The following is a 19,874-nucleotide window of genomic DNA, read 5'->3' on the forward strand; positions in this document are numbered from 1 at the left end:
ATCAAAATGGCATCCTCACTACTTATAACTGTTTTTTTATTATCTAAATTCCCTAAAACTTATTTACCTGTATCTGGAGATTCTCCAGTTATTTTAGGCAGTGGTGGATTTAATGTGTAATCATATGGAACTCCTGCCATTGTTTTCGGATGATAATTAGGATATTTTGATTTTATTTCATTTCTAAAATAAGTTTCATAAATAGCTCTTGCAACTGGAGCTCCTAAATAACCATGTATACCATTGTAAATTACAACAGCAACTGCTATTTGTGGATGTTCCACTGGAGCAAATGATATATATACTCCCCAAGCTGATCTACCTATATTATGCTCTCCTGAAGTTAATGAAGCTGTTCCTGTTTTACCAGCTGTTGGTATAGGGAATCCTTGCTCTCCAAAGACATAATATCCTGTACCATGCTGATTATTATTAACATTAAACATACCTTGTTTTATTAGATTAAGATTTGCTGGTGTTATACCAACTTTATCAATCACCTCAGGTTTTGTTTTTTCCACAAGTTTTCCTGTTGGTGTTGTTATATCTTTAATTAAATGTAATTTATATCTTGTTCCACCATTTGCAAGTGTTGATACATATCCTGCAATTTGAAGTGGTGTAAATTCACTTGTACCCTGTCCAATAGCTGCATATCCTAGCTGAGCTGGAGTAGTTATTGTAGTATACATTGTATAAGTAACCCAAGCATCTATAGCTCTTGCTGTATCTTGGATGTTTTTATCTACATCATATCCTGAATTTTTAGCAACCCATGTATCTATCTCTGATTTTGTTTGTGGAGATACATTATATAAGTTCTTTAATGCAGTTTCTAAATTTACTTCAAATGCATTTTGCTCTTTACTTGTTCTGATATCTGTTTTACCTATTTTATCTAACTGATCTGTTATAACTTTTTTAAATGCTGCTTTAGAACTTGATACTTCTGTAGAATCACCTGATTCTGCACCAATATCAATCGGAGCAAATTTTATATTAACAGCAGCAAAATGTCCACTCTTAAGTGAATCAACTAAAGTCCACTTAGAATAGAATATTGAACTACTCTTAAAATCTTCAAAGTTATATGCATTTCCAAAGTTTTCAGGTATTTCTATACCAGTACTTTTCTTTTGATCAGAACCTGGCATAACCCCTAAACCATATTTGGCTGCATACTCTCCTATTGAATCTAAAGCCTCTGTTGTTTTACCAAAATGATAATAAAGCTTTGCTGCCATATTATAAAAATAGTTATTACATGACACTTGTATTGCTTTTACAATTTCAACAACACCATGATCATTATTATCCTTTGGCAGATTATTACCAAATATATTTGGTTCTGCATGATAATATAAAGTTGGTGAATCTGTAACTGTATAAGTTGCATTAGTCACACCTGATTGTAAAGCTGCAGTAGCCGTTACCGGTTTAAATGTTGAACCTGGTGGCACAAGCCCCATAGTTGCATAGTTAAATAGTGGTTTTGGTAATACATCATACTTATCAAGTCTGCTTCCACTTTCAGTTTCTGGGAACATTTCATCTAAAGTTTTCTTAAGTCCCATCTTCTTTATAAATTCCTCTCCAATTTTCGCTACATCAGGATTAAAGTATTTTTTCACAATTGCTGTACTAACCTTTCCCGAAGCAAAATCATTAGGATTATAATTTGGTAAACTTGCTAAAGCAAGTATTGCTCCTGTATTTACATCAACAGCAACTACTGCCCCCATCCTAGCATTTTTACCATATGGTTCATTTTTCTGAATGTAGTCCATCTGTGTTTGTAGCATTTTAGTTGCAGCATACTGGATATTTGCATCTATAGTTAAATTAACATTATCACCTGGATAAGCCTCTAGCTTATACAAGCTACTAACTTTTTTTCCACCTGAATTTACTTTAACAATATCGCCACCAGTTCGCCCTCTTAAAACACTTTCAAATGATGATTCAATACCAGATACTCCAACTAAATCTGAAGAAACATCATATCCTTTTTCTTCATACTTATTAGCATCTGTTGCTGGTATTGCTCCCATATAACCTAATACATGAGAAGTAAGTGTACCATATGGATAATATCTAACCGGTTTTTTCTCTACCTCAACTCCCGGTAAAGAGTTTATTTTTTGATAAAAGATATAAGCTGTTTTTTCTCCTATGTTAGAAGCTATTCTTATTGGTTTAAACCCTGAATAACTTTGAAGTTTCATATCATCTTTTATAATCATAAATTCTCTTATATCAGATATACTATATGACTTCAGTAATTCATTCCTGATATCATCAGGACTCATAGCTTTATATTTTTTATCAAAAGTAGTTTGCTCAGTTTTAGATAATGTTTTTCCAATATTAAGCATGTTATATAAACCGTACTGTTTAATTAAAATATTAAACGTTTGATCTGGTGTATAAGACAGTAATATTTTATTAACATCTGCTAATTGATCTTTTGTAAATTTCCCATTATTTTTAGGGAATAATTTATTTTCAATTGGACTTTCTAGTCCTCTATCATACATAAATCTTAACTTTTGTGCATTCCAAAGTTTTGTATCACTTTCACTAACAGGAAAATCAAAATATAATTTTCCTGAAGCATCTAACTTCAGATTAAAATTATCATCAATTTTATCAAATGCATTATTACTTTTTAATATAGCAAAAACTGAATTAACAGTATCATAAAAATGATCCATCGCATCTTCTGTTTTTGTAAATGTTAGCATATACATCTCTTTATTAGTTGCAAGCAAATCACCATCTGCACTATAAATTTTACCTCGTTTTGCTTGTTCTGGCATAAATCTTGTAGACTTATTATCTGCTTTTATTCTTAAATTGTCATAGTCAAAAACTTGTAAGTATATTAAACGGACTAAAATAGCTCCAAATACAATTAGAGCTATTCCAGTTAGAACTTTATACCTATTTACAGGTTTTTTCTTTTTATTCTTTTTATTAAATCTTTTCATTCAATCACCTATGTTTACCAAAATTCCAACTTTTTCTCATTAAATCTCTATCTGATATCCTAGATACCCAACTATACATAACTATTGCCATAACAAAATTATAAATTACCATTATAAAAATGTTCTCTATTGGCACATTTAACATTAATGATTTTCCTATAATTAAAATAATAATAAATTTAACTGCTGTTAGCCCTGCAACAGTTACAACTGGAATTATTATTCTGTTCTTAATTATAGTATCACCTATATATGCTGCAATTAAACATAAAATTAAATTTATGAGTGCATTAACACCAAATATATGGGTGAAATATATATCCTGTAGTATACCAGAAACACTCCCTAGTATAATAGCATCCCAATAACCATTTATTGTTGAAAATAATATAACAAAAACAAATAAAAGGCTTGGATATACACCACCTATACCAAGGAATGGCATGATACTATTATCTAGTACAAATAGAAGTATACATATAAGGATAAGAATTATTTTTTTTATCATTATCTTATAACCCCTTTTTTAGTATTTTATATCTCCTCTAGACGCATCTTTTGGAACTACTACAACTACTTGTGTTAATGTGTTAAAGTCAGCAAAAGGCTTAATTATAGCACTTTTTGAAACTTTTATATTATCAGTCTCAACAGTAGTAACAGACCCGATTCTTACTCCTTGTGGATAAATCCCACCAAGTCCTGATGTTAGGATAGTATCTCCTGCTTTAATTGTTGAGTTCATTGGTAAGTTATATATTTTTACAAGAGGTTCTCTGCTTCCAATATCTTGATATCCTCTAACAATACCTGAAACTTCATTAGTTTGTTCAACTGTTGCAGCTACCGCAGTATTTGTGCTTGATATAGTTTGAACTTTTGCCCAATTACTATATACATCTGTAACAATTCCAACTAATTCATTTCCTGCTATTACAATCATATCTTTTTTGATTCCTGAATCAGCTCCTCTATCTATGACATATCCTTCATAGAAATTTCCACCTGATTTTCCAATAATACTTGCACCAACATAATTATATTCTGAATGTTGTGTTTTAAAATTAAGTTCCTGTTTTAACTGAACATTTTGTGTTTTATAAGAATTATAACCAACTAATTGGTTTTGAAGTTCAATGACCTGTGTTTTCAACTGATCATTTTCTTGTTTAACTTCTGAAAAACTTGCAAAGAAATCTATACCACTCTTTATTTTTTCACCTGTCATATAAATCGCTTTCTGTACTGGGTTAAATCCTGCACCTAAAGCTCCTGATATAAAATCTGAATTTGTTTTTGCAGTGTAAATAATTACACTTAAAAATGTAACTGACAGAACTATAACAGTTACCGCCAGTTTACTTTTTAAAAACTTCATCTAATTAATTAGCCTCTTTGTTGTTTAGCTATTAGATCAAACTTATCTAATGCTTTTCCAGCACCTAAAGCTACACAATCTAATGGAGACTCAGCAATGTGAACAGGCATGTGAGTTTCATGATTTATTAAAAGATCTAGTCCTCTTAAAGCAGCACCACCACCAGCAAGCATTATACCTTTATCCATGATATCTGCTGCAAGTTCTGGAGGTGTTTTTTCAAGAGTAGTTTTTATTGATTCAACAATAGCTGCTACTGGCTCTTTTAAAGCATCTCTAATTTGACCTTCATTTATTTCAACTATTTTAGGAAGACCTGAAAGTAAATCTCTTCCTTTTATTTCCATAACTTCATCTTCTTCACCTTCTACTTTGAAAGCTGAACCAAGTTGCATTTTAACTTGCTCTGAAGTTCTCTCACCAATCATTAAGTTGAACTCTTTTTTAACATAGTTTATTATCGCTTGGTCTAACTCATCTCCAGCAACTCTTAAAGACTTACTAGTAACAATTCCTCCAAGTGAAACTACTGCTACCTCTGTTGTACCCCCTCCGATATCAACAATCATGCTTCCTGTTGGTTCATCAACTGGAAGTCCAGCTCCAATTGCAGCTGCCATAGGTTCTTCCATAAGAATAACATCTCTAGCTCCTGCTTGCTTTGTAGCTTCTTCAATAGCTCTCTTCTCAACTTCAGTTACTCCTGATGGGAAACATATTATTATTCTAGGGCTTGTAAAAGCACCTTTACTTGTAACTTTATCTATAAAGCTTTTAAGTAAAGTTTGTGTTACATCAAAATCTGCTATAACTCCATCTTTTAATGGTCTTATTGCGATAATGTTCCCTGGTGTTCTTCCTATCATTTGTTTAGCTTCAGCACCTACTGCTAATGCTTTTTTTGTTACAGTATTAATAGCAACAACTGATGGCTCTCTTAATACTATCCCTTTTCCTTTAGCAAAAATCAAAGTGTTTGCTGTTCCTAAATCAATCCCTAAGTCCTTAGTCATTCCAAATCCAAATAAACCCATTGTTTATTCCCCTTTCAACTATATAATTCCTTTTTCTTTTAAACTTATAAACTTTTTTCTTCCTAATATAACATGGTCTAGTAGCTCTATTCCAAGAATATCTCCACATGACTTAATCCTTTTAGTTATATTAATATCTTCAATACTAGGTGTAGGATCCCCTGATGGATGATTATGACATAAAATTATTGAAGCAGCACTAAGGCTTATTGCTTCCTTAAAAATCTCTCTTGGATGAACTATTGATGAATTTAAACTTCCTTTGAATACCTCTTTTGTAGATATCACATTATTCTTTGTATTAAGACTTATAAGTCTTACACATTCTTGTGAATCTTTCAAAAAAGAATCTTCAAAAAGACTTGCTACATCTTTAGCAGATTTTATTTTAAAATCCTTTAAAGTTGCTTGCTTTACTCTGTTATATAATTCACATGCTGCAATAATCTGAGAAGCTTTTGCCTCTTTAATACCTTTTACATTCATAAGCGATATCATAGACGCATTGAAAATACCCTCTAATCCATTTACAGAGTTCAACAGTTTTTTTGAGAGGTCTAATGCACTATCTTCTCTATTTCCAGTCCTTAATAGCAATGCTAAAAGTTCTGCATCTGTCAAAGCTCCAACCCCATTATTTAATAGCTTTTCTCTTGGTCTTTCATCTAATGGCATATCACATATCTTTAAATTTTCTTTCAATTGAAAACTTCCTTTTTTAGATATTTACACCTTTAAAATCCATTGTTTTTAATATCTTATATAATACATTTAAAGGTAATCCCATTACATTATAATAACATCCCTCTATTTTCTCTACAAAAACTGCACCGAAATCTTGTATTCCATAAGCACCAGCCTTATCCATTGGACTTCCTGTTTCTATGTACTCTTGAATTTCATTATTAGTAAGCTTTGAAAACTTAACATTTGTAAATGCTACTTCCTGTACGATATTATTAGTTTTTGTATCAATAACACATAGACCAGTGTATACCTTATGATTATTACCACTTAGTGCACTTAACATACATTCTGCATCTTTTTTTGTTTTAGGCTTTTCTAAAATTTTATCTTCCAATACTACAACAGTATCTGCGGCAATCACAATTGCTGGTTTATTTAATTTTGTTGATATTTGTTTTGCTTTTGCTACTGCTAGTGATGTAACATATTTCGACACATCACCTTCATATTCAATACTATCTTCATCGAAGTCAGATTCTACAACTGTAAAACCTTCCACAATCTTCTCAAGAAGCTCTTTTCTTCTTGGTGATTTAGATGCTAAAATTATAGCCATACTTGCGTTCACTCCTATCTTTTAGGATATCAAATAACGCCTTTTTTTAACAAAAAACAACCTAAAATCCTATTTTCTTTATCATCTTATATAGTTTAACATTTATTATTTTTATGCACAAGCATAAAAAGTTCTTTGTTAAAATTTTAATATCTTTTCTTTAATTACGAGTTTTATTAAAAAAACACCTAAAAAGATAGCAACTCAAAAGAAAAAGAACCCTAAAAAGCTTTTAGAGTTCTTTTTCTAAATAATTATAATTCATATACCATGAATATTTATTAAAATTCAATTACAAGTTGATGTTTTTATAAGATTATAATCTTATCAAATTACCATCAATAATATACTAATTTGTATTTTTTTATTTATATGTTCTCAAAACATCATATATCATTTGATATACTACTGTTTTATCTGATTTTTTTATTTCCTCTGGTAAATTATTAATACCTTCTTTTAATAATTTAAATGTAGCAAATTTATCATCTTCTGTTTCTTCTTTAATTTTATTTGTCCAAGTTTTAAAATCTATAGTTTTTATACTTGCGACACCCTCAACTTCTGATTTAGTAACTATCTCTAATGCACCTTTTATCATTTCTTTAATTGACTTATCTATTGCACTTTCATCTGGCATACTAAATCTTGCCTTAGTATTATCTATTTTTTTTGTTGTTAGATCTTCTGAAATTTTAACGGCTTCTTCCTCATTACCAATATAACAAACTACTCTAAACTTTCCATCTTCAGTAAGTACCATTGCTGATTCACCAATTGTATTTTTCAAAGTATCTGCACTCTCTTTTGTTGAGAAATAACCTGCTTGAACCATAGTATATGTTGGTTCACCCTTTACCTCTACTGGTTTTTCTTCTACTGGCGGTTTTTCCTTTTCAGTAGTATCAACTGGTGGTGGTACTACTGGGTCACTTGAACCATTTCCATCACCTTTATTTTCTCCACTAACTTTATCTTGTGTCTGACCTGCCCCTTCTGCTCCAGCTTTATCATTATTTTTATAAAAAAACTGAAAAAATACAGCTGTACCAATTGATATAGCAAGCAGAGCTACAACAACTATCATTATCATTGTTGTTTTCCAATCATCATTCTTCTTTCTAGACTTTACATCATATCTTGTATACTTCATATATTCCACCACCTTAAAACATTCTATATAAACATAATATTTATAAGATGGTCTAATTATTCCTAAAACTCTAAAAAAAATTATGTAAAGCTTATTATTTCTAGGCGTATAAAAACAATAGCCCTACTAAAATTAATTTATTAATTTTAGTAGGGCTATTTTATATTTTAGCTACTTATTTAAATATAGCTATATTATACTTTTAAATTTAATTATTATTTTAATGCTTTTAATAATTCTAATAAGAATTCCCAAACATTCTTTGTTGAACTTATGCTAACATGCTCATCTGGTGTATGAACATCTGCCATATTTGGTCCAAATGAAATCATATCAAGTCCACCCTCAACTTTTTCACTTAAAAGTCCACACTCTACTCCAGCATGAATTGCTGTAAGTTTAGCTTCTTCACCTGTTATATTCTTATAAACTTTTTTAGCAATTTCTCTAACTTCTGATTCTGGGCTATACTCCCATGATGGGTAGCTTGATGAAACTACAAGTTCTGCACCTATTACATCAACCACATTTTGTATTTTTTCAATAAACGCCCACTTTTGACTATTTACTGAACTTCTTGTTGCACTATCAAAACTTAAAACCTTATCTGTTGTTGTAACAACTCCAAGATTTGTTGATGTTTGAACAAGACCTTCCATATCCATACTCATTACTTCTACACCATTTGGTATTAATTGAAGTAATTGAATTGCTTTTTTAGTTGTTTCCTTTGTGAAAACATCTATTGGCATAACTTCTTGCTTTTCTACTACTAAAGTTATATTTGCATCTTGAACTCTAAGCTCTGCTTTAAGTTCTCCCTCAACCTTTAAAACAACTTCTTTTAATATAACTTCATCTTTTTCTGAAATTACAATTAAAGCATCTGCTTCTCTTGGGATAGCATTATTTTTTGATCCACCATTTAATAAACCAATTTGGAATTCAATTTTTCCTGAAAGTTCATTTAAAACTCTTCCCATTAATTTATTTGAGTTTCCTCTAGCCTTATTGATTTCCATTCCTGAATGTCCACCTCTTAAGCCTTTAACACTTAACTCATAAGCAACCTTTTCTTCACTTGCTTTTTCCCAGTTTATAGCAAGATTTATTGTATTTCTAGCTCCACCTGCACAGCTTACTAAAAATTCACCCTCTTCTTCTGAATCAATATTTAAAAGTATTTTCCCTTTAATGTTTTTTCCATCTAAAGCAATTGCTCCACTCATTCCAACTTCTTCATCTGTTGTAACTAAAAGTTCTATTGCAGGATGCTCATAGTTTCCAGCAAGAACTGCCATTCCATATGCTACTGCAATTCCATTATCTGCTCCTAGAGTTGTTCCTGTAGCAAAAATTTTATCTCCATCTATTCTAAGCTTTAAAGGGTCTTTTTCAAAGTCATGCTCTGTTCCTTTATTTTTCTCACAAACCATATCCATATGCCCTTGCATTATTACACCCTTAGCATTTTCATATCCTTTTGTAGCTGGTTTTCTAATTATTATATTATTAGCTTCATCTTGTATTACTTCAAGATTTAACTCTTTCGCAAATTTAACAAGATAATCACTTATTGCCTGCTCATTTCCTGAACCTCTTGGTATTTGTGATATATCCTCAAAATATTTAAAAACTTCACATGGGTTTAATTTTTCTAAAACTCTCATTGTCTTCACTCCTTAAAATATATCTTTTTTTGTAGAAACTTTATAATCCATATAATTTTTCTACAAAATTTTTATTAATTAGTTATATTATATCAAATTTTTATTATTTCAACCAATCCATTTTATATAGCAAAAGACTAGGACACATAAAAGTATGTACCCTAGCCTTTTAGCTTCAACTAAAAATTATAAATTAAGTCCCTTAAATAAATCTGCAAGACCACCAAAATCTTCTTCAGTATCATTATATTTCATATACTCAGTTGCTTCTTCTGTAGCATCTTTTATACTTAATGATAATTTTTCACGCTCTTTATCTAATACAAGAATTTTAACTTTAATTTCTTGACCTATCTTTAAAACATCACTTGCTACTTTTATGTTTTCATCAGAAACTTCTGATATATGAACAAGCCCTTCAACTCCGCCTTCAATTTCTGCAATTGCTCCAACTTGAATAAATCTTACTATTTTAGCATTTACAGTATCTCCAACATTTTTACTCTTTGATAATTTTATCCATGGGTTTTCACATAAATCTTTTAATGAAAGAGATAATCTTTCTTTATCCATATCTATATCTTTAATATAAACTTCTACCTTATCTCCTACTGTTAAAATATCTTCAACTCTTTTAACCCTTGTCCATGCAAGCTCATTAACATGTATTAAACCTTCTATTCCATCTATATTAACAAATGCACCAAATTTAAGTATCTTTGTAACTTTACCTGTTTTCTTTTCTCCAACATTTAAAGTTTTCCATATTATAGCTTCTTCTTTTTTAATTATAGCCTCTTCAATCTTTCTTCTTGAAACAACAACTTTCTTATCTTCTCTATTAAACTCTATAATTTTAACTTCTAAATTTTGTCCAACTAAAACTTCTATGTTTTCAAGTCTTTTTGCACTAGATTGAGAAGCTGGCATAAATACTCTTACTCCGTTTACAAAAGCAATTAATCCACCTTTTACAACTTCTTTGATTTTAATTTCTATAACTTTATCTTCTTTACTAGCTAGTGCTAAATCTTCCCATACTTTTATAGCATCAGCTCTTTTTTTAGATAATGAAACATTTCCATCTCCATCATCAGTATTTAAAATCATAACATGTATGTCATCTTCAGCTTTTATTGAATTTATATCAAAATCAATATCTCCTGATATTTCATCTCTTGAAACTATCCCATCTGCAAAGTGACCTATATTCACAATTATTTCATTGCTGTTAACACTAACTACCTTCCCTTTAACAATCTCGCCTCTTCTGAACTTTTTAAGTTCAAACCCATTCATTAAATCATCCATTGAAATATTTTCGTTATTCATAGATTACATCTCCTTGCACCATACATTAATTAATATTCTTTTTATATCTTTATTTTACATAACTATTGCTAATAACTCAATAGTTCTATTTCAAATCATTTATTGATATTGTTACATGTCCTGTTTCATCTAAACTATTAATTATATTTTGTAGTGGTGAATTATCTAAATGCTTTATAATAAGCTTTCCATCTTCTACTTTAAATTCAAAATACTTCATTTCTTTTGTAGGATGTAGGTAAAATGCTGTCAGAATATTATCTATATTTTTATTATTTTCTATCTTCTTTGCCATATCTGTTCCATCATCTGACTTTGTATATAAAAGTGGAGCTGGTACATATATTGTTGATGAATTTCTTTTACTCACAACCGGTTGGAAATTCCAATATATTTTATATGGTTCAAAACAAGCATCTACATATTCTTCTATTATGGCTTGTTGCTTCTTTGTTGCATGGTAATGTGCACTCTCAAAGAATGAATATGGTATATTTAAAACTTTAGCTGTTTCAATTGAAGATTCTACAATTTTTCTTGTTTCTTCTTCTGATGGATTAAACTGTGTACTTAAATCACTACCAATTCCACTCTTATAAACTCCAGCTTGATGAGTATATCCATGAAGTCCTATATCTCCACCTCTGTATAATATATAATCAAGCATATTAACAAACTGAGTATTCCCCATATTTCTATCAACTAAAAGATTATTATCTATCTTCTTTTCTGGGTCTTTAAATCTTGGTATCCAAGCAATATGAAACTTAGCTCCATTTTCATATAAATAATCAGCACTTGCTTTCATACTTTGAATCCCATGATTTGTTACATACTCATCTCCCGGTCTTACATCCTCAAGTCTTATCATTGCTGCTTTTCCTGATAATGTTTCTCTACTGATTAAAGGTTCTAATATTTCTTCCTTATTAAATAAGTTTATAGTTTTTGTATCATAATCCCAAAAATCTGCTATTCCAAGTATATTTTCAAGGTCATTTAATGATATATATCTTACACCATTTTCAGTTATTGAATCTCCTCTTAAAGAATGTAACATTCCATTTTTAATAAAATTATTATCATTTAAATCTATTGTTATATCCTTAAACTTATAAATATCATCTTTTGCTGTAAACTCTATACCCATTATTTTAAGAAATTCATCTATCGGAAGATAATATCTTTGATTTAACTCATACATATTAGACAACTCTAACTTTTCACCATCAAGAGTCATTTTTATATCAGTTATTTCATATATCTCACTTTTATGATTAATCACAACTTCTTTTGGAACATGTTCTTCTCGCCTCGTAAATGGAGTCTTATATATAACATCTCCCTCTTTTACTTCTATACTCTTAATCATTGAAACTCTATAATAGCAAACTGTACCTATATATATAGTAGCTATTGTTCCTAAAACTCCTAGTGAAATATTCCTCACTATTTTTAATGTTTTCTTTTTATCTTTTAAAATCCCCATTAATAATCCCCCTTACCCTGACAATTACTTCAATGATAAGGTACTTATATATAATTAGATATATAGTTTTTATAAAATTTTCAATTTATTAATTTAAAATCTGTGGATCTCTTGTAAATACAAAGTTATTGTCATCTGATAATTCTCTGCTAAACTCATAACCCTCATAATCAAACTTTTTTAATTTTTCTGAGTTCTCTATTTTATTTTTAACTATATAGTTAATCATCATCCCTCTAGCTTTTTTTGTATGAACCACAACAGTTCTATACTTTATACCCTTACGTTCTTTAAAAACTATATTTATAACATTAATTTTCTTCTTTAACTTTAAAACTTTAGCATACTCATTTGATGCAAGGTTTATAATAACTTCCTCTCCACTACTTAAAGCATCTATAATTATACTTTCTGTTAACTCCTCGTTCCAAAAATCATATAAATCCTTACTACCATCTACTGAAATTTTTGTTCCCATCTCAAGTCTATAAGGCATCATTCCATCAAGTGGTCTAAGACTTCCATACATACCTGATAAAATTCTAAGTTTTCTATTACAAAACTCTAGCTCATCACTTGAAAAGTTTATTGCATCTATTCCTCTATATACTTCTCCACTAAAACTTAAAACTGCTGGTTTTATATTTTCTCCATCATAAACTTTCCACTCCTGATTTCTCATAAATGTAAGTTCTGCAATTTTATCATTAACTTTCATAAGTGATGCTATCTCTGGTATTTCTAATTTTTTTAAATTATCCATCACTATTTTTGTTTTTTCTAAAAATCTTGGTGTTGTAGATTTTATATCTAAATTTATTTTTTCTTCATCCATACCCTTTGCAGGTGTTGTTATAATTAGCATAATTTTTTCTCCATTCTTTTAAATTTATTCTTATTATTTATTCTACTCAATTTTTCAAAATCTATAAAGCTAAAAGAACTTACGTTCTATACTTTTTAATTATTAATGGTATAATCTTAATTAACGATTTTTTTAAAAGGAGGGTAACTAAATGAAATCTTATTTTGATAACATACTTTATATGGATATAAAAACAAGTAATAAAAGTCCACAAAATGGAGAAATAGTAGAACTTTCTGCTATTAAATTTGTAGATGGTAAAGCTTCATCTTTTCATAGCCTTATAAAAAATCAAAACCCTATAAAGAAAACTCTCTTTAAAGATATACCTGGCATTGATGCAATTAGCCTTGCTAAATCACCTGACCTTTTTAGTGTTTTAGATGACTTTAAAATTTTTGCAAGTAACCTAAAAATAATAAGTCATAATGCAATGTACAAAAAAGAATTTTTAGAAGTTGCTGCTTTTAAAAGTAATATGATTATAAAAAATCAATTTTTAGACTCTTTAGAACTTATATCGCTTCTTGAGCCTTATCATACAGAGTTTAGCCTTAAATCTTTTACTGAAAAAACTCTTATGAAAAAGTTTATTAATAGAGCATCTGAAAATGTTACATATACAATTGAAATAATAAATAAAGTTTTAGAAAGAACCAATATTGGAGATTTTACTTCTATGTATAGTTCTCTCATAAAAGACTGGGCTTTCACACCATACCTTGATAAATTCCATATGGATGAGGAGCTTATGAAAAATAAAGAAGAGATTATTTTTATACCTCAAAACATAACTCCTGTTAAAACAGTTAAACTTAAAAGAAATTGTGAAGACTCTTTAAAAGATGAAAAAGCCTTTAAAGAAATTAATCCTAGTTATAGATTTAGGCAGGCACAATATGATGTTATGAAAAATGTCAGAACTTCACTAGACCAAGGAAATATCTCTATTATTGAAGCACCAACTGGAACTGGTAAAAGTGTAGCTTACCTACTTCCATCTATTGTAAAAGCTTATAAAACAGGACAAAAAATCTTTATATCAACTAATACTAAAGAACTTCAAAGACAGCTTACACAAAAAGATATTCCTTTTTTACTTAAATCTTTTGACCTTGAAAACAAGGTTGATTTTGTAAATATTAAAGGTAAGGGGAATTATATTTGTCCTGATGTTCTTGATGATGTTTTAAAAGATACTATATATGACCAAAATAAATCTACAATTGAAAAACTTGCTATAGTTTTCCTTGATAGATATTCAAAAAGTGGTGAATATGGTGATATTGAAGAAATTAATTTTTACATAAGAGATCATTTCAAACTTGATAACTTTTTACATTTTTGTAGTTCTGATAGTGATGGCTGTGATGTGAATCGCTGTCATAAAAAGTGTTTTTATAAAAATACTGTTGAGAAGTTAAAAGACAGTACAATCATTGTTTTAAATCATGCACTGCTACTTAGATGGAGTTATGATGATGAAATTAAGAACGTTATAATAGATGAGGCTCATAATCTTAGTGAATCTATCTTTGATGCCTATGCAAGTGGAATAAATTCTAAATCTTTAAAAAGACTTATGTATGAAATCCTTGATTATGAAAAAAAGAAAGGTTATATAAACTATGTTTGGAGATATGCTAGAAATAGAAGTACAGACTTTAGAGAAAAGCTTCGAGATAAAATTAAAGTAGCTTTTGAGACGGTTGATAGAATATCATATATTGCCTTAAAATCTACACAGCTTGAATATGATTTAGATGTTACTTTTAGCCCTGACTTCCCTAACTATGTTGATACAAAGCATGAGCTTTTAGTTTTAAAGGAAGATTTACTTGATATATACAAAGACCTTAAAAGCTTTATTGATGCTAATAACCTTGAGGATTCAGCTATTAAAAATAGAGGTGAAGTTCTTATGAAAAAAGTTGAAAGACTTAAAGAATGTATAGATTTTATAGAAGTTTATACTGCAACTCATGAGGATACAAGTTGTTATGGTTTCTACTGTGCTAAAAACCATAAACTATTTGAAGCATATTTAAAACATCTTAATTCACCTCTTATATTTTTCGAGAAATTTTTAAACTCACTGCATAGTTGTACATTCTTATCTGCAACTCTTAAAAGTCGTGGAAACTATGATTCATTCATGAAATCACTTGCAATAGATAAGGTTTCTGATAAATATATAAATCCTGTTTTAAATATCGATAATAGCTTTGATTTACCACAAAGAACTATGGTAGCTTCACCCTCTGATGCACCTAGATATTTTGATGAAGATTTTAATAAATATATGGTTAAATCAACTCTTGATATCCTTGAAAAAGTTCCTGGTAACCTTTTAATACTTTTCACAAGTAAAAAAAGACTTGAAGCTTTTAGAGATAAGATTTCTTTATTTTTAGCCTCTAAAAATATAAAATTATATCAAGGAAAAAGAGATATAGAAAAACTTCAAAATTCAGATGAACGTTCAGTTTTACTTGGTTCAAAAGGATTTTTTGAAGGAATAGATATTCCTGGAGATTCACTTAGTGCAGTTTTAATGGATAAACTTCCAATAATAAATCCACATGACCCTCTTTATGCTAAGTTTATGAAAAATGGGAAAAGTTTTGATTTTATAAATACACCAAGAGTTGTAACAAACTTTAAACAATGTTTTGGTAGGCTTATAAGAACAGAAATGGATTATGGTTATTTTATAGTTTTTGATAAAGGTAGTAAATCTTACCTTTGGTCAGAACTTTCAAGAGAATTTAGAAATATAAAATTTACTTCTGAAAATACATACTCTCTAATAAATTCAATGGATAAAAAATATATAGAATGGAATGTCCTTAATATGAACATAATAATAGAGAATAGCATTTCAGATTTTAAAAAATTTATTATTGCTAATAAAAAAGAGCTATTTGGTAACTCCCTAAAACTCGTAACTTATATTAATGACTTTTATAAAATTGAACTTCGCAATAAAAAACTGAACCAGAATATAATTTTTGAAAGTAAAAATAAAAAGTTACTAGCAATATATGCACCTTCTAATACTGAGATACAACTTAAGAGCAAAAAGCTGATCTTAGATGTTCTTAACATTTGCTTCAATTAAATATAAAAAGCTCCAATCGCATTGATTGGAGCTTTTCTAATATAAAATTTTCACTTTATAGCTTTATACTAAACTAACTTTTCTAAGTTCATTTAACTTTGAATAGCAATATTCTATTATGTCACTTCTTTTAATTATCCCAATAAATATCCCATCATCATCAACAACAGGAACAAAGTTTTGTGATGTTGCAAGTGATATTAAGCTATCCATATCAGAATTTATTGTAACACTTTTATGGTTCACCTTTCTATCAATCTCATGCACTCTTACTTTATCAGTATTTTTAAAATCTAGCCCTTCTGTATTCTTAATCTTCCAAAGTAGATCTCCTTCAGTCAAAGTCCCAACATATTTACCTGCTTCATTTATAAGTGGTATAGCTGTATAACTGTGATGCTCCATTCTTTCAAGAACTCTTCGCATTGTAGCATTCTCTTTCTCATGAACTACTTCTATCTTTGGTGTTAAAAAAAATGCAATATTCATAAATTAATCCTATCCCTCAACTTTTTTAAATTAATGATAATATATTATTCCATAAAATTACCATTACTTCTATTTTAGCATAATTTTTCTCTCTTGATATTAAAAAAATTATTACATATCAATTAACTTTTCTCATCTTACTATCATATAAAACAAATAATTTATTTTTTCTTTTTATTTGCCTTAAGCTTATAAGAATAATTGAAATATTCATAGTTATCTAGCGTTGTTATTTCATCATCAAATATAGTTTTACCTGAAATATTTTTTCTAAGTATAACCTCTTGAAGGTATCTACCATTACACATTTCATCTTTACATTTTACAAGTGAAACAAATTTAGTTACAAGTAATGTAAGTGGTTCTGTTATATCAAGATCTCCACCACACTTTTGACATTTCATTTCTATTGTATAATCCATTGGGTCATAGTTTCTTAAATCTTTAATTTTTATTGAAGGTAACTCATAAACATTATTAACTATATAATCTTTAATTAAATCTTCTTTATATGACTTTCTTAAAACCTCTGCTGTATAATCACAGTCATTTAAGGCATCATGAAGTTTACTATTATCAACTTCAATTTTTAATTCATCAAGTGCAGCTTTAAGCCCCATTGCCTTTTCATATGAGAAAAGTTTTGTACAGTAATTTTGTAAATCTAAGTAATCCTTAATCCAAAAAATCTCTGCATCATCACACTTTTGATATCTAGCATTTATAACAATTTCAGCTATATCAGACTTTGCCCATGAACATAAAACATTATTATCTCCAGCAAATTCTCTAAGTTCTTTAAGTCCTTGCTTTAAGCTAATTGCTGTTTTAAGGTCATTATTTGTTATACCTGTCATATCAGTTATAATTGGGTTTAAAACAGTAAAAGCATAAGGCTTTATATAAGACTTATATTCACCTATCTTATTCATTTTATCATCAAGTTTAACTGCACCTATTTGTATTATTTCATTTTGAACCTCTAAAGTTCTAAGATTTGCATTTCTCTCATATATACGAGGAAAATACTTTTTTATATTTTGCATATTATTAAATTCTAAATCTATTATTACATATCCCATTTCATGCTTCCCTTCAATAATCTTATAAAGATAACCTATATTTTATATTATGTTTTAATTATAAAACTCCAAAATAGGTATAACCTCTTTGGAGTTTTAAACTTATATTACAAAGCTATTAGAACTTAGTGAAAATTTCCATTGCTCTCTCTACAAGGTCATTTTGTCTATTTTCTAAAACTTCCATATTCCAATTATTATTGCTAAATATTTCTTTTGTGATATTAAAATCACCTTTTTTACTTAAATACTCATCTACTTTATCAGCAAACGGTTTATTATTAAGTCTTGTATTTTTAGCTCCTGCTATAAGTACAAGATTTCCAAATTTATTAGCAAAGTTTCTTCTCTCATCAGCCTTAAAGTTTGATATCCAATATGCATCCTTAGAATTTCTAGGAAGTATATGTTCTACCATAACTTTATTTGTATAGTAATCAACAGTTTCTGATTTATTTAATTCTATATCCATTCTTACAAAGATGTACTTAGGAACTGTCATTCTTCCTTTACTATAAAAATCTATATCTGTTAATGCATTCTTAAAGAAGTTTGTTGTCTTCTCAATATCACCTATAAATGCATCACTCTCTTTAATCTCTTTAAGTGTTGTAGCATTATCTATAATATTAAGTATATCATAAACTCTTCCTAGTCTATCAGCAAATGAATTACCATTTACCCAGTCTATAACAATTCTTTTCTCAAGAATTGAAACAAATTCAAATATCTCGTCATCATTTGTTCCGAACTTTTCTATAAATTTAATTACAGTAGCAGCCCAATCTTCATAAGGTAGGAACTCTCTCATAGCAGTAACAAGATTCTTATAATAAACAACCTTCTCTTTATCTGCAACATTAATCTGTGCATCTAAAATATACTTACTATAAATTTCTTTTATATTATGCATATGAGTTGTAAATTCTTTTCCTTTATATCCATCTGTTTCAGGATATACAACTTTTGTATACTCATCATATAATGAAGCTTCTGATTTTTTCTTAAGTGCTATTGTTCTCATAAATCCTATAAGCATTTCAAGAGAATCTTTACCTAAATCAACTTCATCATTTTCCCAAATCTGTGCAAATTCTTTTCTATCTTCTAAAGGTATAACTCTAAGGTTTTCACTTTTAAGTAAATCTGCATTTGTAAGAGGAAGTCCTCTTGAGTTTATAACATTAAATAATCTAAATGCTGACTCAAATGTATTTGTAGTTATAACAACTAAAACAACTTTTTGAAGTAAATATTTTATAAAATTATTAAGTTTCTCTTCTAATACTTCACCTTTTCCATCTATAAAGCTACCTTTAAAGATATCTAAAGCATTAACCATATTAAGTTTAGCTTCTGTAAGCTCTGTTTTATCAAGGTCATTTACAAATGTTGTTCCATTTTCTGAAAGTATGTATTTTTTAAAGAAATCACTTTCTTTTCCTCTAACCTTAACTCTTATATCTTCTTTTATTCCCATAAGCTCATTTGCTTCTTGGTATACAAGTGATGATAATACTTTTTTATAATCATCATTTTTAATTATATCTCTAATAGTTGCTATAAGAATTATTAATGATGTAAGTCTTTGTTGCCCATCAATAACTTCATAACGACCAAATCCATCTTCTCTATATTCTTTTCCACAAAGAACTATACTTCCTATAAAGTAAGGCTCAAAGTTTTCAAAATCTTTTCCTTCATTTAATCTAATTGAATCATTTATATCATCAACTAATTGTTTTAAATTTTCAGTAGTCCATGAGTATGCTCTTTGGTAATCTGGTATTTCAAATAAAAACTTTGGACTTAAAAGGTCTTTAATGAAATATTCTTTTGCTTCTATTTTATCCGTAAACAAGTTTCTTCCTCCAATTCTTTATCTCAATTTTCCAAAAAAAAAAGCCTTTTCATAAAAAGGCTTAATTTTATATATTATGTTAACTATGCTTTCATTATATCAGACTT

The 19,874-nt window shown here is 28.8% G+C and carries 15 protein-coding genes; 1 reads left to right on the top strand and 14 read right to left on the bottom strand.

Translation table 11 applies throughout. The annotated features are described in order from the left end of the window. Positions 1 to 59: 59 nt before the first annotated feature. The 11 genes from Q0V15_RS01720 to yaaA form a co-directional block, all read right to left on the bottom strand. On the bottom strand, positions 60 to 2,990 hold the full coding sequence (locus Q0V15_RS01720) for a penicillin-binding transpeptidase domain-containing protein (RefSeq protein WP_297435382.1): 2,931 nt from the start codon (positions 2,988 to 2,990) through the stop codon (positions 60 to 62). 4 nt (positions 2,991 to 2,994) lie between these two features. Beyond that, complete coding sequence (gene mreD, locus Q0V15_RS01725) at positions 2,995 to 3,498, bottom strand: rod shape-determining protein MreD (protein WP_297435384.1); 504 nt, start codon at positions 3,496 to 3,498, stop codon at positions 2,995 to 2,997. 18 nt (positions 3,499 to 3,516) lie between these two features. After that, complete coding sequence (mreC, locus tag Q0V15_RS01730) at positions 3,517 to 4,368, bottom strand: rod shape-determining protein MreC (RefSeq protein WP_297435385.1); 852 nt, start codon at positions 4,366 to 4,368, stop codon at positions 3,517 to 3,519. Between the two features lie 8 nt (positions 4,369 to 4,376). Beyond that, the gene (locus Q0V15_RS01735; protein ID WP_297435387.1) at positions 4,377 to 5,402 is read right to left on the bottom strand and encodes a rod shape-determining protein; all 1,026 of its coding nucleotides are present in this window, start codon (positions 5,400 to 5,402) and stop codon (positions 4,377 to 4,379) included. An 18-nt stretch (positions 5,403 to 5,420) separates the two neighbouring features. Next, complete coding sequence (gene radC, locus Q0V15_RS01740) at positions 5,421 to 6,104, bottom strand: DNA repair protein RadC (RefSeq protein WP_297435389.1); 684 nt, start codon at positions 6,102 to 6,104, stop codon at positions 5,421 to 5,423. A gap of 16 nt (positions 6,105 to 6,120) precedes the next feature. Further along, positions 6,121 to 6,705 (bottom strand): Maf-like protein, encoded by a 585-nt coding sequence (locus Q0V15_RS01745; RefSeq protein ID WP_297435391.1) that lies wholly within the window; start codon positions 6,703 to 6,705, stop codon positions 6,121 to 6,123. 364 nt (positions 6,706 to 7,069) lie between these two features. Further along, positions 7,070 to 7,858 (bottom strand): SPOR domain-containing protein, encoded by a 789-nt coding sequence (locus Q0V15_RS01750; RefSeq protein ID WP_297435393.1) that lies wholly within the window; start codon positions 7,856 to 7,858, stop codon positions 7,070 to 7,072. A gap of 215 nt (positions 7,859 to 8,073) precedes the next feature. Next, a complete protein-coding gene (locus tag Q0V15_RS01755) occupies positions 8,074 to 9,528 on the bottom strand; it encodes an aminoacyl-histidine dipeptidase (RefSeq protein WP_297435395.1) in 1,455 nt (484 codons plus the stop codon). A 186-nt stretch (positions 9,529 to 9,714) separates the two neighbouring features. Next, complete coding sequence (gene rpsA, locus Q0V15_RS01760; protein WP_297435397.1) at positions 9,715 to 10,860, bottom strand: 30S ribosomal protein S1; 1,146 nt, start codon at positions 10,858 to 10,860, stop codon at positions 9,715 to 9,717. Between the two features lie 85 nt (positions 10,861 to 10,945). Continuing rightward, positions 10,946 to 12,349 (bottom strand): DUF2334 domain-containing protein, encoded by a 1,404-nt coding sequence (locus Q0V15_RS01765; protein WP_297435399.1) that lies wholly within the window; start codon positions 12,347 to 12,349, stop codon positions 10,946 to 10,948. Between the two features lie 88 nt (positions 12,350 to 12,437). After that, on the bottom strand, positions 12,438 to 13,214 hold the full coding sequence (gene yaaA / locus Q0V15_RS01770) for a peroxide stress protein YaaA (RefSeq protein ID WP_297435400.1): 777 nt from the start codon (positions 13,212 to 13,214) through the stop codon (positions 12,438 to 12,440). Between the two features lie 151 nt (positions 13,215 to 13,365). Between yaaA and Q0V15_RS01775 the strand changes: the two genes are divergently transcribed. Beyond that, positions 13,366 to 16,335: a helicase C-terminal domain-containing protein gene (locus Q0V15_RS01775; RefSeq protein ID WP_297435402.1), complete on the top strand. Its 2,970-nt coding sequence runs from the start codon at positions 13,366 to 13,368 to the stop codon at positions 16,333 to 16,335. 63 nt (positions 16,336 to 16,398) lie between these two features. Here Q0V15_RS01775 and Q0V15_RS01780 read toward each other — a convergent pair whose 3' ends face one another. From Q0V15_RS01780 to Q0V15_RS01790, 3 genes are all read right to left on the bottom strand, one after another. Then, on the bottom strand, positions 16,399 to 16,824 hold the full coding sequence (locus tag Q0V15_RS01780; protein ID WP_297435404.1) for a CBS domain-containing protein: 426 nt from the start codon (positions 16,822 to 16,824) through the stop codon (positions 16,399 to 16,401). 161 nt (positions 16,825 to 16,985) lie between these two features. Next, positions 16,986 to 17,906: a 3'-5' exonuclease gene (locus tag Q0V15_RS01785; protein ID WP_297435406.1), complete on the bottom strand. Its 921-nt coding sequence runs from the start codon at positions 17,904 to 17,906 to the stop codon at positions 16,986 to 16,988. Positions 17,907 to 18,024: 118 nt separating this feature from the next. Beyond that, positions 18,025 to 19,767: a DUF262 domain-containing HNH endonuclease family protein gene (locus Q0V15_RS01790; protein ID WP_297435408.1), complete on the bottom strand. Its 1,743-nt coding sequence runs from the start codon at positions 19,765 to 19,767 to the stop codon at positions 18,025 to 18,027. Positions 19,768 to 19,874: the final 107 nt, after the last annotated feature.

The sequence above is a fragment of the uncultured Clostridium sp. genome (genome assembly GCF_947036855.1).
GTDB lineage: Bacteria > Bacillota > Clostridia > Clostridiales > Clostridiaceae > Sarcina.